This is a genomic window from Streptomyces sp. NPDC037242 (assembly GCF_055604165.1).
Window position 1 is genome coordinate 27,844 of sequence record NZ_JBVJUY010000002.1, and the last position, 13,786, is coordinate 41,629.

The window sequence follows — 13,786 nt, forward strand, 5'->3', positions numbered from 1 at the left end:
CACCCAGCCCCACTTCCCCCCCCCCCCCCCCCCCCCCCCCCCCCCCCGCCTTTTTCCCCCCCCCCCCCCCCCCCCCCCCCCCCCCCCCCCCCACCGCCACCCCGGGTCTCCTACCAGCCCTCCAGCGGCGGGGAGATCCCGCTCGACGGGGTCGTCCAGGCCTGGGTCAGCGAGGCCCACACCAGGAAGGCCACCACCCCGGCGAACAGCAGGGTCCAGCAGGCCCTGCGCAGGGCCCGGCGCCTGCGCCGCAGCCGCTCCCCGCGGGCGGCCGCGCCGGCCGCGAGCCCGGCCGGGACCACCGGGTACGGGCCCTCCAGCAGCCGCCTGACCTGGGCTTCCTTATGGTCCGGGACCCTGCTCACGCCGCCTCCCGGGACCGCATCGCGGCGACCGCCCGGTTGCAGACCGCCCGGACCCGCTCGACCGGTAGCCCCAGCTGCGCCGCGGTGACCTCCTCCGCGACCCCCTCGTAGATCCGCAGTACCAGGACGAGCCGCTCCAGCGGACCCAGCCGCGCGAGTAAGCCCGTACCGCCCTGGTGGCGCCGGGCGGCGCGGGCGTAGGCGGCGCAGAGCTCCTGGCGGGTGTGGTCGTACGGGTCGTCCCCGCGCAGGCGGCCCCAGTGCGCGTACGTACGGGCCAGCGCGCCGCCGAGCAGGCCGCGCGCGAGGGGCGCCTCGGACTCGGGCTCGGCCGTCAGCAGGACCGCGACGCGCAGGAGCCGCCCCGCCGCGCCCGCGACGAAGGCCTCGAACTCGGCGTAGCGGCCCGAACGGTGGTCCACAGGCCACATAGTGCGGCCTGCGGGACCACCCGGGTCAAGAGGTCGGACGAAGTCCGGACCGGCACTCGCCTCAGGAGGCGGGGCCGGCGTCGGCGACGGCCGCCATGAGCTCCGACAGCGAGACGTTGAAGCGCGTCAGCAGCCCCGTGAACGCCTCGCGCTCCTCCTCGTTCCAGTCCTCCGTCACCCGCGCCATCAGCTCGCGCCGCGAGGAGCGGACCTCCTCCAGCCGCGCCAGTCCGCGCGGGGACAGCGCGAGCACCACGGCCCGGCCGTCCTCGGGGTGCGAGGTCCGCTTGACCAGACCGCTGTCGACCAGCGGCGCGACCTGCCGGGTGACGGTCGAGGAGTCGATGCCCATGCCGCCGGCGAGCGCCTTGACGCCCATCGGACCCTCCAGGTCGAGCCGGTTCAGCAGCAGGTACGCGGCCCGGTCCATGGAGTTGCGGGCCTGGCCGACCCCGCCCAGGCGGGTCTGCTCGGCGCGCCGGGCGAAGACCGCCACCTGGTGCTGGAGCGCGTCGAGGAGACCGGCTTCGGCGGGCGCGCCGGCCGGCGCGGGCAGGTCGGAACTGGCCGGGGTGGAGGGCATGGCCGTGGGCTCTCTTCGCGTGGGGCCGACAAGGATGGGGGACAGAGTACGCGGACGGGCGGCGGCTCGTACTCCTCGTACAAGAACTGATACGGCCAGTACGGACCGAGGCCTCCGGGGTGTCCCGGATGGCCGGATTCCGTCGCTTCTCACACCCACCGGTCCGCTTCTCGCAGCCGTCCGGTCGCCGTCTCGCGGCTGTCCGGTCGCCTTCTCGCAGCCGTCGGCGCGCCCCTCCGGTCGGCCCCCGCGGCCCGCTTCGCCGTCCTGCGCCGCGATCCGCGCGGGCTGCCAGACTGGCCGCATGAACTACCGCGTGCCCCAGCCCGTCCCGCAGGTCATCCTCGACGACATCCGGGGGGCTCAGAAGATGCTCTCGGGCGTCTCGCGGGTCACCGCGATGGAGGGCAGCCGGCACCTGTCCGCGCTCACCGGCTCCCCGGTCCACCTCAAGTGCGAGAACCTCCAGCGCACCGGCTCCTTCAAGCTGCGCGGAGCGTACGTGCGCATCGCGGGCCTGCGCCCCGAGCAGCGCGCCGCCGGGGTGGTGGCGGCCAGCGCCGGCAACCACGCGCAGGGCGTGGCCCTGGCCTCCTCCCTGCTGGGGGTCCACTCGACGGTCTTCATGCCGGTCGGGGCCCCGCTGCCGAAGGTGGCCGCGACCCGGGACTACGGAGCCGACGTACGGATGCACGGGCAGGTCGTGGACGAGACCCTCGCGGCCGCCCAGGACTACGCGGACCGCACGGGGGCGGTGTTCATCCACCCCTTCGACCACCGCGACATCATCGCGGGCCAGGGCACGGTGGGCCTGGAGATCCTGGAGCAGTGCCCGGAGGTGCGCACCATCCTGGTGGGCGTCGGCGGCGGCGGTCTCGCGGCGGGCGTCGCGGTCGCGGTGAAGGCGCTGCGGCCGGACGTGCGGGTCATCGGCGTGCAGGCGGCGGGCGCGGCCGCCTACCCGCCCTCGCTGAAGGCCGGGCACCCGGTGTCGATCGACGAGCCGAACACGATGGCGGACGGCATCAAGGTCGGGCGTCCCGGCGACATCCCCTTCAAAATCATTGGCGAACTCCTCGACGACGTCCGTACGGTCTCCGAGGACGCGCTCTCCAGCGCGCTGCTGCTCTGCATGGAGCGGGCCAAGCTCGTGGTCGAGCCGGCCGGGTGCAGCCCGGTGGCCGCCCTGCTGAGCGAGCCCGAGCTGTACGGCGGCGGCCCGGTGGTCGCCGTCCTGTCCGGCGGGAACGTGGACCCGCTGCTGCTCCAGCGCATCCTGCGGCACGGTATGGCCGCCGCGGGCCGGTACCTGTCCCTGCGGCTGCGCGTGACGGACCGGCCGGGGGCCCTCGCCGGGCTCCTGGGGGTGTTGTCAGTGGCGGATGCGAACGTGTTGGACGTGAGCCATGTCCGGACCGACCCGCGGCTCGGGCTGACCGAGGTGGAGGTGGAGCTGCACCTGGAGACGAAGGGGCTGGAGCACTGCGCCGAGGTCGCCCGTTCGCTGCACAGCGCGGGTTACAAGGTGATGAGCTGAGGGCAAGGGGCAGGGCAGAGTCGGCACCCATAGGATTTGCACAGGAAACACCCGATATACACCCGATATATCACTGGGAGAATCCATATGCCAGGCGCCATTTACGCCGAAGGTCTGGTCAAGACCTTCGGCGATGTACGGGCTCTGGACGGCGTGGACCTCGATGTCCCCGAAGGCACCGTTCTGGGCCTGCTCGGCCCCAACGGCGCGGGCAAGACAACGACCGTGCGCGTCCTGACCACCCTCCTCCAGCCCGACAGCGGCAAGGCCGTCGTCGCGGGCATCGACGTACTGAAGCACCCCAACGAGGTCCGCCGCGCGATCGGCCTCTCCGGCCAGTTCGCGGCCGTCGACGAGTACCTCACCGGCCGCGAGAACCTCCAGATGGTCGGCCAGCTCTACCAGATGAAGGCCAAGGCCGCGAAGGCCCGGGCCGAGGAGCTCCTCGAACGCTTCAACCTCTCCGACGCGGCCGACCGCACGGCCAAGACGTACTCCGGCGGTATGCGCAGGCGCCTGGACCTCGCGGCCGCCCTGGTCGTCAGCCCGCCCGTGATGTTCATGGACGAGCCGACCACCGGACTCGACCCGCGCAACCGCCAGCAGCTGTGGGGGATCATCCAGGAACTGGTCGCGGGCGGCACCACCCTGCTGCTCACCACCCAGTACCTGGAGGAGGCCGACCACCTCGCCCACGACATCTGCGTGGTCGACCACGGCAAGGTCATCGCCCGGGGCACCTCCGACCAGCTCAAGGCCCAGACGGGCGGCGAGCGCGTCGAGGTCGTCGTCCACGAGCGCGACCACATCTCCACCGCACGGGAAGTGCTCGCCGGCTTCGGCAAGGGCGAGACCACCGTCGAGGAGCACACCCGCAAGCTGACCGTGCCCGTCGCGGGCGGCGCCAAGCTGCTGGCCGAGGTCATCCGCGAGCTGGACGGGCGGGGCATCGAGATCGACGACATCGGCCTGCGCCGGCCCACCCTCGACGACGTGTTCATCTCCCTGACCGGCCACGCGGCCGAGCGGGCGGCCGAGGACAACGGCGAGTCCGACGAGATCCCCGGGGAAACCAAGGGCAGGGGCCGCAAGGCGCACAAGGAGGCGGCCAAGTGACCACCACTTCCCCGACCCCGGAACTGGCCGCCCCGCGCCCGCGCGGCGGCATCGCCCAGGGGGTCAACGACTCCCTCGTGATGGCCAAGCGCAACCTCATCCGGATGTCCCGGATCCCCGAGATGATCATCTTCGGCGTGATCCAGCCGGTGATGTTCGTGGTCCTCTTCAGCTACGTCTTCGGCGGCTCGATCAGCGTCGGCGGCAACACCTCGCCCGCCGCCTACCGCGAGTTCCTGATGGCGGGCATCTTCGCCCAGACCGTCACCTTCGCCACGGCCGGCGCGGGCGCGGGCATCGCGGACGACATGCACAAGGGCCTCATCGACCGTTTCCGCTCACTGCCCATGGCCCGCGGTGCGGTCCTGACCGGCCGCACCCTCGCCGACCTCGTCCAGACGGCGCTCACCGTGGTCGTCCTGGCGGTCGTGGCGCTCATCGTCGGCTGGCGCACCCACGAGAACATCGGCAAGGTGCTCGCGGGCTTCGGCCTGCTGCTCCTGCTCGGGTACGCCTTCTCCTGGATCGGCGCCCTGATCGGCCTGTCCGTACGCACCCCGGAGGCGGCCACCTCGGGCGGGCTGATCTGGCTCTTCCCGCTGACGTTCATCTCGAACGCCTTCGTCCCCTCCGACAACATGCCGACCTTCCTGCGGCACATCGCGGAGTGGAACCCCTTCAGCGCCACCGTCCAAGCGGCCCGCCAGCTCTTCGGGAACCTCCCGCCGGGCTACGAGGCGCCGCAGGCCTGGCCGATGCAGCACCCGATCCTGGCCTCCGTGCTGTGGTCCCTGCTGATCATCCTGGTCTTCCGCACCCTGGCGGTGCGCAAGTACCGCTCGGCGACGGCGTAGGACGCGGCGTAGGGCGTACGGGCGCAGTACGGGAGAAGCCCGGCCGGGACACCCGGCCGGGCTTCTCTCGTGTCGGGACTGCGCAGGGGCCGCTCAGCCGGTGAAGGGCTTGACGTCGAGGATCTTGACGGAGGCCTTCTTGCCGTTCGGCAGCTCGTACTGGGCGTCCTCGCCGATCGTCTTGCCCATCACGCCGGTGCCCAGCGGGGACTGCGGCGAGTACGTCTCGAAGTCCGAGGACGCGTACTCGCGCGAGGCCAGCAAGAACTCCATCGTGTCGTCCTCGTCGCCGTCGAAGGCGATCTTGACCAGGGTGCCCGGGGCGACCACGCCGTCGGAGGCGGGCGCGGTGCCGACCTTGGCGTTCTCCAGGAGCTGGGTCAGCTGGCGGACGCGGAGCTCCTGCTTGCCCTGCTCCTCCTTGGCCGCGTGGTAACCGCCGTTCTCGCGCAGGTCACCTTCCTCACGGGCTGCAGCGATCTTCGTCGCGATCTCCGTGCGTGCGGGACCAGAGAGGTAGTCCAGCTCTGCCTTCAGCTGGTCGTACGCCGCCTGGGTCAGCCAGGTGACGCTCTCGCTCGTCTGGGTCACGGGTGCTCCTCGTCGGTACAGGGGGACTACATGGCCGCCAGCGGCGGACGAAACCACGAGCCTAACAATTCGGGAAGAAAAGGGGGAGGACCCGAAGGTGTCCTGGCGTTCCTCGAACACCCCGCCCCGGCTGCGTCAGCCCCGCGCGTCGCCGACCGGCCGGCAGGCGACGAGCTCGATCATCGTGGCCCGGCCGGTGGTCTTCAGCGAGACCATCTCGTCCACGCGCGCCGCCTTCTGCGGGAAGGTGAAGTCCGCCCGGCCGACCTCACCGTGCGCCTCGTCCTGCGAGCTCAGGGTGCACACCCCGGCGACCGAGGCGTCCTTGCGCACCTCCAGGTGCACCTTCACCTCGGTGTCCGAGACCACCTGGAACTTGATCACCTCGGCGCTGACCGTCTGCCCGGCGACGTAGTCCCAGCCGATCCAGCCGACCACGCCCAGCAGCCCGATGCCCAGCGCCGACCCGACGATCTTGAGCTTGCGGTCCGCACGCTCGTCCGCCGACCGGCCGTAGCGGCCCTCGGGCAGTCCCTCGCGCACCGCGCTCATCGATCAATCCTTCCGAGAGGGCCGGGCGGCGCCGTCACAGGCATACCCCCGGAATTTTCCGTCCCCCGATTCGGTCACTATAGAAGCCGCCCACCCTGACGAATCACAGAGGATCCTGTCTTGACCGAGCAGCTTCGACTGATGGCCGTCCACGCCCACCCCGACGACGAGTCGAGCAAGGGCGCGGCCACCATGGCCAAGTACGTGTCCGAGGGCGTGCCCGTGCTCGTGGTGACCTGCACCGGTGGCGAGCGCGGCTCCGTCCTGAACCCCAAGCTCCAGGGTGACAAGTACATCGAGGAGCACATCCACGAAGTCCGCGCCAGGGAGATGGACGAGGCACGCGAGATCCTCGGCGTGCAGCAGGAATGGCTGGGCTACGTCGACTCCGGGCTCCCGGAGGGCGACCCGCTGCCGCCGCTGCCCGAGGGCTGCTTCGCGCTGGAGGACGTCGACGAGGCGGCCGGCCGGCTGGTGAAGAAGATCCGTGCCTTCAAGCCGCAGGTCGTCACCACGTACGACGAGAACGGCGGCTACCCGCACCCCGACCACATCATGACCCACAAGATCTCGATGGTGGCCTTCGAGGGCGCGGCCGACACCGAGAAGTACCCGGAGGCCGAGTTCGGCCCGGCGTACCAGCCGCAGAAGCTCTACTACAACCAGGGCTTCAACAAGCCGCGCACCGTCGCCCTGCACGAGGCACTGCTCGCGCGCGGCATGGAGTCCCCCTACGGGGAGTGGCTGGAGCGCTGGAAGGAGTTCGAGCGCACCGAGCGGACCCTGACCACGCACGTGCCCTGCGCGGAGTTCTTCGAGATCCGCGACAAGGCGCTCATCGCGCACGCCACGCAGATCGACCCCGACGGCGGCTGGTTCCGCGTCCCGATGGAGATCCAGAAGGACGTCTGGCCGACGGAGGAGTACGAGCTGGCGAAGTCGCTCGTCGACACTTCCCTCCCCGAGTCCGACCTCTTCGCGGGCATCCGGGAGAATGCGTAGCTATGAGCGCTACGCAGGCAGCAATCGTCCAGTTCCTTCCGCTGGCGGGCGACACCTTCGACAAGAACAAGGTGACCCCCGGAATCCTGGGCTTCATCGTGTTCGCGGCCCTCGCCCTCGGGGTGTGGGGCCTGATGAAGTCGATGAGCCGGCACATGGGCCGGGTGGACTTCAAGGAGGCCCCCGAGCCGACCGCGAGTGCGGGCCGGGACGGCTCCCAGCCGTAGGCGGTGTCTGACGGATGTCCGCGGCGTCGCGACGCCCGGCACGCACTCTCGCCGCACCGACCGAAAGCCCAAGTACATCCAGTACGCGGACTTCCGGTCGGCACGCCGAGAGCACGCACCGGACGCCGCTCCTTCCCCCGCGGACACCCGCCAGACACCCCCTAGGGCACCCGCCCCCGCGCGACCGCAGCCGAGCCGCCGCCACCGCCCCCGCAAAGGGGTGGGGCGGCGGATTCAGGCGTGCCTCAGGCGGGCACTCCCATGATCTCCTGCGCGTGCAGGTTCGGGACCAGTGAGAGCCGCCAGGCCTGCCAGCCCTCCGACGGGTCGACGCCCCGGGCCAGGATCACCCCATACGTCTCCAGGCAGTCCTCCAGGCGCCCGTCCCGCAGCGGATGCGGGGCGCCCGCCAGCCGGGCCAGTTCGGCCCGCGCCTCCTCCGGGGCGCCCGGGAGCGTGTACGGGAGCAGGGTGCAGCGCAGGAAGCGGGCCCAGTCCTCGCCGCGCCGGTCCCCGTACGAGATGAACAGCCGGACCGCCTCTTCGCACAGGCCGAGCGCCTGCGCGGCCTTGGCGTTGCCCGCGTCGACGACCGCGAGCTCCAGGCAGGTCCAGGCCTCGCCGTGGGCCAGCCCGATCCGCCGGAAGTCCGCCCGCGCGTCCACCAGGAGCTGGCGGGCGAAACCGGAGTTCTTCAGGTTCCCCGTCTGCGCGGCGCGCTGGTCGCGGGTCACCCGGCCCGAGTGGTGGCGGGCGTGGGCCAGCCCGTACACGTCCCGCATCCGGGAGAACATCGTGCGGGCCCGCTCCAGCTCCCGTATCGCCCGGTCGCGCTCGCCGGCCTCCTCCAGCGCCTGCCCGAGGTAGTACAGCGTCCACGCCTCGCCGCGGGCGTCCTCCGCCTCCCGGTGCCGGGTGAGCGCCTCGCGCAGCCGCTCCACCGCCGCGCCGGGATCCCCGGCGACCACCCGGGCGCGGCCGAGCTGGGTCAGCGCCCAGGCCTCGCCGCGGTCGTCGCGCGTGCGCCCGTACAGGTCGAGGGCCAGGCGCAGCTCGGCCTCCGCCCGGTCCACCTCGCCGAGGCGCAGGTGCACCTGCCCGAGCTGGAAGTGCGCCCAGGCCTCGCCGTGCACGCTCTCGCTCTCCCGGTGCAGGGTCAGGGACTGCCCCAGCAGCCGCCGGGCCTCCGCCAGGCGCCCGAGGTCGCGCTCGACCGCGGCCAGGGCGTGCAGCCCCCACGCCCGGTCGCCCGCCAGGTCCTCGGAGGTCTGGAGGGCGAGGGCCTCGCGGATCCGGGCCGCGGCCTCGGGGAGGTTGCCCTGGTGGTGCAGGGTGATGCCGAGGGAGATCAGCGCCATGCCCGCGCCCGCTTCCTGGCGGGCCTCCATGTACTGGTCGACGACCGAGGTCAGCGTGGTGCGGGCCTTGTCGAGGTCACCGAGCTGGCGGGCCGCGATGCCGGTGCGCCACTGCACCGAGCGCCCCAGCCGCCCGTGGCGGCCGGCCTCCACCGCCTGGGTGAGCTCGTTGATCTCCCCGAGGCGGTACAGGTCCCCGCGCAGCAGGCAGAAGTCGCAGAGCGCGCCGAGCAGGTCCAGCACCGCCTGCTGGTCGACGCCCTCCGAGTGCCGCAGCGCCGCGGTGATGAAGCTCGACTCGTCGTCGAGCCAGCGCAGCGCCGCGTCCAGGGAGGCGAAGCCGTGGCCGCCGAAGTGGTTGGCGCGGGTGGACATCTTGCCGTCGACCATGCGGATCACCGAGTCGGCGAGCTGCGCGTAGTTGCGGATCAGCCGCTCGTGCGCGGCCGCCGCCTGGGCCCGGTCCTCGTCCGCGGCCAGGCGCGCCGCCGCGTACGAGCGGACCGCGTCGTGCATGCGGAACCGCTCCCCGCGCACGTGGTCCAGCAGCCCCGCGTCCGCCAGTTCGCGCAGGTGCCGCCCGGCCTCCGCCCGGTCCGCGTCGATCAGCGCGGCGGCCGCCGCCGCGCCGAGCGAGGCCCGGCCGGCCAGCGGAAGGCGGCGCAGCAGCCGGCGCCGGTCCTCGGGCAGGCGTACGTAGGCCAGGTCGAGGGCGTGTTCCAGGGAGGACCCCGGGCCCCCGTCCGAGGCCCGCGCCGAGCCGAGGGGTGCCAGCACGCGCAGCGCCAGCGGCAGCCCCGCGCCCAGCGCCAGCAGCCCGGCCTCCGCCGCGGCCTCCGGTACGGGCCCGCCCGCCGCCCGCACCCCGGCGCGCAGCACCTCGGCGGCCTCCGGCCCGGTCAGGCGCTCCACCGGCAGCTGGTGCACCCAGGCCGACAGGTCCGCGGGCAGCTCCAGCGGCTCCCGCGCGGTGACCAGCACGAGGCTCTCGGAGCGCTCCGGTACGAGGAGCCGTACCTGGGCCGCGTCCACGGCGTCGTCGAGCACCACCGTCACCGGGAGCCCTTGCAGGTGCTGGTGGTACAACTCGCTGAGCCTGCGCACCTGTTGCTCTGCGGAGGCTCCGTCGCGGAACAGCAGCTGCTCGCGCGGGGCGCCCAGCCGGTTCAGCAGGTGCAGCAGCGCCTCCCGGGTCGGCAGCGGGGCCTCGGTGGTGCCGGAGCCACCGCCGCCGCCGGATCCGCCGCCGGATCCGGGGCCGGGTCCGGGGCCGGGTCCCGTGGAGCCGCCCCGCAGGTCCACCACGCAGGCGCCCCGGAACTGGTCCCGCAGCTCGTGCGCGGCCCGCAGCGCCAGCGTGGTGCGGCCCACTCCCGGCTCGCCGTGCAGCACCACGACCACCGGCCGGGTGTCCGTACTGGCCCGCGCGGCCTGCACCCACTGCGCGATGCGGGTCAGCTCGGCCTTGCGCCCGGCGAACGCCTCGTCCTGGCGGGGGAGTTGCCCGAAGGACTGCTCCAGGGCGCTGCGCCGGCGGGCCTCCGCGCTGCGGTCCACGGTGCGGCGCGGCGGGATGCCGTTGCCGGCCCGGGGCGCCCGCGCCGCCGCGGCCACCGTGCGCTGCTGCTCCAGGAACGGGCGGATCCCGCGCACCTCCAGGGCGGTCAGCCACTGGAGCCGGAGCTGTTCCGCGCCGCCGGGCCGGCCGAGCTCCCCGGCGCGGCGGTTGGCCGCGGGCAGGTGCAGGGCCGTGACCTTGGCGACCGTGGCCGTCGCCCCGGCGACCGCGGCGATGGTGCCAGCCGTCAGCGAGGTGCCCACGGCGACCCCGAAGGCGAGGTCCGCCCCGGCCGCGGCGAGTGCGGCGACGGCCGTCACCAGCAGCGCCGTCGAGGTGTTGGTGCGGCGGAAGGCGTCGCCGATCGACTCGTCCCCGGCCGCCGCCTCGTCCAGGGCCCGCACGTACGCCTCGTACTCGGGGGCCGCGCTCGCCGCGAGGGCGTCCAGCGCCTCCTTGCCGCGGGCCAGCAGCGCCGCCCGGTCCACGGAGGCTCCCGATCCGCCCGCCGCCGCGGGCACCGTCCGGCGGGCTTCCTCCTCCACGGCGCGCCCCAACAGCCGTTCGGCCTCACTGCGATGGCTGTCCCGCATCGGCATCCCCCTCAGAGAGCTGGCTCCGCAAACGTGTCCCAAGTGTCCGCCGGGACGCCCGCGAGCGCGAGAGAATCTGAGCTAGTTCAGAGGGAGTTGAAGTGAATTCGGTCATCTATGGTGGCCGGATGGGGAAACGTTGGGGGACGTGGGGACTGTGCGCTGCGCTGCTGTCGCTGTCGGCCACCAGGTGTGAGCTGCCGCTGCCCGACCAGGGGTTCGTGGTGCGTCACGAGAAGCCCGTGGAGGCCGATGCCGGCAGTGCCCGTTTCCTGAAGCAGTGGCGGATCGACCAGATGGCCGCCGACCAGCTGAACGACTACGTCGACCTCCCCTACCGGGTGACCGTCGTCGGCCTCTCCTGCGCGGGCGAGGGCACCGCGTACGACTCCCGGACCCGCCGCATCGAGCTGTGCTACGACGACCTGACGGAGGTTCAGGACCTGTTCCAGCGAGCCGCGGGCGGGGCCGGGCGCACGCCGGAGGAGGTCCTCTCCGACTTCATCCGGGAGACGGTCTTCCACGAGGCGGGCCACGCGCTGTACGACGCCCTGGACCTCCCGGACCAGGGGGAGCGGGCCGAGGAGGACGCCGCCGACGGCTTCGCCCGCCTGATGCTGCTGGACGAGGGCGCAAGCGGCGAGCAGGCGCTCCTGACCGCCGCCCGGAGCTACGACCTGACGGCCGCCGAGGACCCCGAACCCGACCCGCAGGACGACGAGCACGCGCCCGACACCGAACGCGCGGAGGCCCACCGCTGCGCGGTCTACGGCGCGGCCCCCGCCCGCCACGAGGACCTCGCCACCGCGGCCCGCGCCGACTGCGGCGCGACCTGGACCCGGACCCGCGACACCTGGACCCGCGACCTGGCCCCGCTCCTTCGGCACTGACCGGGGCACGTGCGGCAGGATGGCCCCCATGCCGAACCGCCTCGCGAACGAGACCTCCCCCTACCTCCTCCAGCACGCCGACAACCCCGTCGACTGGTGGCCGTGGTCGCCGGAGGCCTTCGCGGAGGCGCGCGAGCGCGGGGTGCCGGTGATGCTCAGCGTCGGCTATTCGAGCTGCCACTGGTGCCACGTCATGGCGCACGAGTCCTTCGAGGACGAGCTGTCCGCCGCGTACATGAACGAGCACTTCGTGAACATCAAGGTGGACCGCGAGGAGCGCCCCGACATCGACGCCGTCTACATGGAGGCCGTCCAGGCGGCCACCGGGCAGGGCGGCTGGCCCATGACCGTCTTCCTGACCCCCGATGCCGAGCCGTTCTACTTCGGGACCTACTTCCCGCCCGAGCCGCGGCACGGGTCGCCCTCCTTCATGCAGGTCCTCGAAGGCGTGCGGACCGCCTGGGTGGGCCGGCCCGAGGAGGTCGCCGAGGTGGCGCAGCGGATCGTACGGGACCTCGCGGGCCGGCAGCTGGACTACGGGAAGGCCGGCGCCCCCGGCGGCGAGGAGCTCGCGCAGGCGCTGCTCGGCCTGACCCGGGAGTACGACGCGGTGCGCGGCGGGTTCGGCGGCGCACCGAAGTTCCCGCCGTCCATGGTGCTGGAGTTCCTGCTGCGCCACCACGCCCGGACCGGGTCCGAGGGGGCGCTGCAGATGGCCGCCGACACCTGTGAGGCGATGGCCCGCGGCGGGATCTACGACCAGCTCGGGGGCGGCTTCGCGCGCTACTCGGTGGACCGGGAGTGGGTCGTCCCGCACTTCGAGAAGATGCTCTACGACAACGCGCTGCTGTGCCGGGTCTACGCGCACCTGTGGCGGGCCACGGGCTCGGACCTCGCGCGGCGGGTGGCGCTGGAGACGGCCGACTTCATGGTCCGGGAACTGCGCACCGGCGAGGGCGGTTTCGCCTCCGCGCTCGATGCCGACAGCGAGGAGCCGCTGAGCGGCAGGCACGTGGAGGGCGCGTACTACGCCTGGACCCCCGCGCAGTTGGCCGAGGTGCTGGGCGAGGACGACGGGGCGCTGGCCGCCGCGTACTTCGGGGTGACGGACGAGGGGACCTTCGAGCACGGCAAGTCGGTGCTCCAGCTCCCCGCCGACGGGCCCGTCGCCGACGCCGGGCGGATCGGGGAGGTCCGGGCGCGGCTGCTGGCCGCGCGCGGTGAGCGCCCGGCGCCCGGCCGGGACGACAAGATCGTGGCCGCCTGGAACGGGCTGGCCATCGCGGCCCTCGCCGAGTGCGGGGCCTTCTTCGAGCGGCCCGACCTCGTGGAGCGGGCCACCGAGGCCGCCGATCTGCTGGTCAGGGTCCACTTCGACGTGTCCGCCGGGCGGGCCCGCCTGGCGCGGACCAGCAAGGACGGCAAGGCCGGGGCCAACGCGGGGGTGCTGGAGGACTACGGCGACGTCGCCGAGGGGTTCCTGGCGCTGGCCTCCGTCACCGGCGAGGGGGTCTGGCTGGAGTTCGCCGGGTTCCTCGTGGACCTGGTGCTGGACCTGTTCGCCGCCGAGGACGGATCGCTCTACGACACCGCGCACGACGCGGAGCAGCTGATCCGCCGCCCCCAGGACCCGACCGACACCGCGGCGCCGTCCGGCTGGACCGCGGCCGCGGGCGCGCTGCTCTCGTACGCCGCGCACACCGGCTCGGAGCCGCACCGCACGGCGGCCGAGCGGGCGCTCGGGGTGGTGCAGGCGCTCGGGCCGCGCGCCCCGCGCTTCATCGGGCACGGTCTGGCGGTGGCCGAGGCGCTCCTCGACGGGCCGCGCGAGGTCGCGGTCGTCGGGCATCCGGAGGATCCCGCGTGGGTGGAGCTGCACCGGACCGCGTTGCTGGGGACGGCTCCCGGGGCAGTCGTGGCGGCCGGTCTGCCGGGTGCGGCGGACGGCAGTGCGGGGGAGTTCCCCCTTCTGGCCGAGCGCACGTTGGTGCGCGACCTTCCGACGGCGTATGTATGTCGACATTTCGTCTGCGCGCGGCCTACGACCGATCCGGCCGAACTGGCCGAGCAGTTGGGGGCGGTTCGCCCCTGAAAGAGGCGGAGTAGCGTCAATTCCGGTTGCTTGCGCA

Annotated in this window: 13 protein-coding genes; 7 read left to right on the plus strand and 6 right to left on the minus strand. The window is 73.2% G+C overall.

The window, feature by feature from the left end; genetic code table 11:
• Positions 1-110: 110 nt before the first annotated feature.
• From ACZ7GJ_RS02930 to ACZ7GJ_RS02940, 3 genes are all read right to left on the minus strand, one after another.
• Positions 111-365: a hypothetical protein gene (locus tag ACZ7GJ_RS02930; RefSeq protein ID WP_470748805.1), complete on the minus strand. Its 255-nt coding sequence runs from the start codon at positions 363-365 to the stop codon at positions 111-113.
• Positions 362-796 carry a sigma factor-like helix-turn-helix DNA-binding protein gene (locus ACZ7GJ_RS02935; RefSeq protein ID WP_470748806.1) on the minus strand — a complete coding sequence of 145 codons (435 nt, stop codon included), beginning with the start codon at positions 794-796 and terminating at the stop codon, positions 362-364. Before ACZ7GJ_RS02935 ends, ACZ7GJ_RS02930 begins: the two co-directional genes overlap by 4 nt.
• Before the next feature lie 61 nt (positions 797-857).
• Entirely contained in the window at positions 858-1,379 is a 522-nt protein-coding gene (locus ACZ7GJ_RS02940) for a MarR family winged helix-turn-helix transcriptional regulator (protein ID WP_470748808.1), read from the minus strand.
• 304 nt (positions 1,380-1,683) lie between these two features.
• On the opposite strand from ACZ7GJ_RS02940, the gene ilvA reads away from it, so the two are divergent.
• From ilvA to ACZ7GJ_RS02955, 3 genes are all read left to right on the plus strand, one after another.
• Positions 1,684-2,916 carry a threonine ammonia-lyase gene (ilvA, locus tag ACZ7GJ_RS02945; RefSeq protein WP_470748810.1) on the plus strand — a complete coding sequence of 411 codons (1,233 nt, stop codon included), beginning with the start codon at positions 1,684-1,686 and terminating at the stop codon, positions 2,914-2,916.
• 87 nt (positions 2,917-3,003) lie between these two features.
• Positions 3,004-4,032, plus strand: coding sequence for an ATP-binding cassette domain-containing protein (locus ACZ7GJ_RS02950; protein ID WP_470748812.1), 1,029 nt, complete (start codon positions 3,004-3,006; stop codon positions 4,030-4,032).
• The gene (locus ACZ7GJ_RS02955) at positions 4,029-4,886 is read left to right on the plus strand and encodes an ABC transporter permease (protein ID WP_470748814.1); all 858 of its coding nucleotides are present in this window, start codon (positions 4,029-4,031) and stop codon (positions 4,884-4,886) included. Before ACZ7GJ_RS02950 ends, ACZ7GJ_RS02955 begins: the two co-directional genes overlap by 4 nt.
• Before the next feature lie 93 nt (positions 4,887-4,979).
• On the opposite strand, the gene greA is transcribed toward ACZ7GJ_RS02955, so the two are convergent.
• Together greA and ACZ7GJ_RS02965 are read right to left on the minus strand one after the other, a co-directional pair.
• Positions 4,980-5,477, minus strand: a complete 498-nt coding sequence (gene greA / locus ACZ7GJ_RS02960; RefSeq protein ID WP_470748816.1) for a transcription elongation factor GreA — start codon at positions 5,475-5,477, stop codon at positions 4,980-4,982.
• A 135-nt stretch (positions 5,478-5,612) separates the two neighbouring features.
• The gene (locus ACZ7GJ_RS02965; protein ID WP_470748818.1) at positions 5,613-6,029 is read right to left on the minus strand and encodes a DUF4307 domain-containing protein; all 417 of its coding nucleotides are present in this window, start codon (positions 6,027-6,029) and stop codon (positions 5,613-5,615) included.
• Positions 6,030-6,149: 120 nt separating this feature from the next.
• Between ACZ7GJ_RS02965 and mca the strand changes: the two genes are divergently transcribed.
• Together mca and ACZ7GJ_RS02975 are read left to right on the plus strand one after the other, a co-directional pair.
• A complete protein-coding gene (gene mca, locus ACZ7GJ_RS02970; RefSeq protein ID WP_470748820.1) occupies positions 6,150-7,031 on the plus strand; it encodes a mycothiol conjugate amidase Mca in 882 nt (293 codons plus the stop codon).
• 2 nt (positions 7,032-7,033) lie between these two features.
• Positions 7,034-7,258, plus strand: coding sequence for a hypothetical protein (locus tag ACZ7GJ_RS02975; protein WP_470748822.1), 225 nt, complete (start codon positions 7,034-7,036; stop codon positions 7,256-7,258).
• Positions 7,259-7,503: 245 nt separating this feature from the next.
• On the opposite strand, the gene ACZ7GJ_RS02980 is transcribed toward ACZ7GJ_RS02975, so the two are convergent.
• Entirely contained in the window at positions 7,504-10,767 is a 3,264-nt protein-coding gene (locus tag ACZ7GJ_RS02980; RefSeq protein ID WP_470748824.1) for a tetratricopeptide repeat protein, read from the minus strand.
• Between the two features lie 128 nt (positions 10,768-10,895).
• Between ACZ7GJ_RS02980 and ACZ7GJ_RS02985 the strand changes: the two genes are divergently transcribed.
• The gene (locus ACZ7GJ_RS02985) at positions 10,896-11,657 is read left to right on the plus strand and encodes a DUF4344 domain-containing metallopeptidase (RefSeq protein WP_470748826.1); all 762 of its coding nucleotides are present in this window, start codon (positions 10,896-10,898) and stop codon (positions 11,655-11,657) included.
• Positions 11,658-11,685: 28 nt separating this feature from the next.
• Positions 11,686-13,749 carry a thioredoxin domain-containing protein gene (locus ACZ7GJ_RS02990; RefSeq protein ID WP_470748828.1) on the plus strand — a complete coding sequence of 688 codons (2,064 nt, stop codon included), beginning with the start codon at positions 11,686-11,688 and terminating at the stop codon, positions 13,747-13,749.
• Positions 13,750-13,786: the final 37 nt, after the last annotated feature.

Excerpts from the sequence above, each read along its gene's own strand:
- ACZ7GJ_RS02950 (WP_470748812.1), top strand. The coding sequence starts at position 3,004 with ATGCCAGGCGCCATTTACGCCGAAGGTCTGGTCAAGACCTTCGGCGAT.
- ACZ7GJ_RS02935 (WP_470748806.1), bottom strand. The coding sequence starts at position 796 with ATGTGGCCTGTGGACCACCGTTCGGGCCGCTACGCCGAGTTCGAGGCC.
- ACZ7GJ_RS02980 (WP_470748824.1), bottom strand. The coding sequence starts at position 10,767 with ATGCGGGACAGCCATCGCAGTGAGGCCGAACGGCTGTTGGGGCGCGCC.
- ACZ7GJ_RS02985 (WP_470748826.1), top strand. The coding sequence starts at position 10,896 with ATGGGGAAACGTTGGGGGACGTGGGGACTGTGCGCTGCGCTGCTGTCG.
- ACZ7GJ_RS02940 (WP_470748808.1), bottom strand. The coding sequence starts at position 1,379 with ATGCCCTCCACCCCGGCCAGTTCCGACCTGCCCGCGCCGGCCGGCGCG.
- ilvA (WP_470748810.1), top strand. The coding sequence starts at position 1,684 with ATGAACTACCGCGTGCCCCAGCCCGTCCCGCAGGTCATCCTCGACGAC.
- ACZ7GJ_RS02975 (WP_470748822.1), top strand. The coding sequence starts at position 7,034 with ATGAGCGCTACGCAGGCAGCAATCGTCCAGTTCCTTCCGCTGGCGGGC.
- ACZ7GJ_RS02965 (WP_470748818.1), bottom strand. The coding sequence starts at position 6,029 with ATGAGCGCGGTGCGCGAGGGACTGCCCGAGGGCCGCTACGGCCGGTCG.
- ACZ7GJ_RS02990 (WP_470748828.1), top strand. The coding sequence starts at position 11,686 with ATGCCGAACCGCCTCGCGAACGAGACCTCCCCCTACCTCCTCCAGCAC.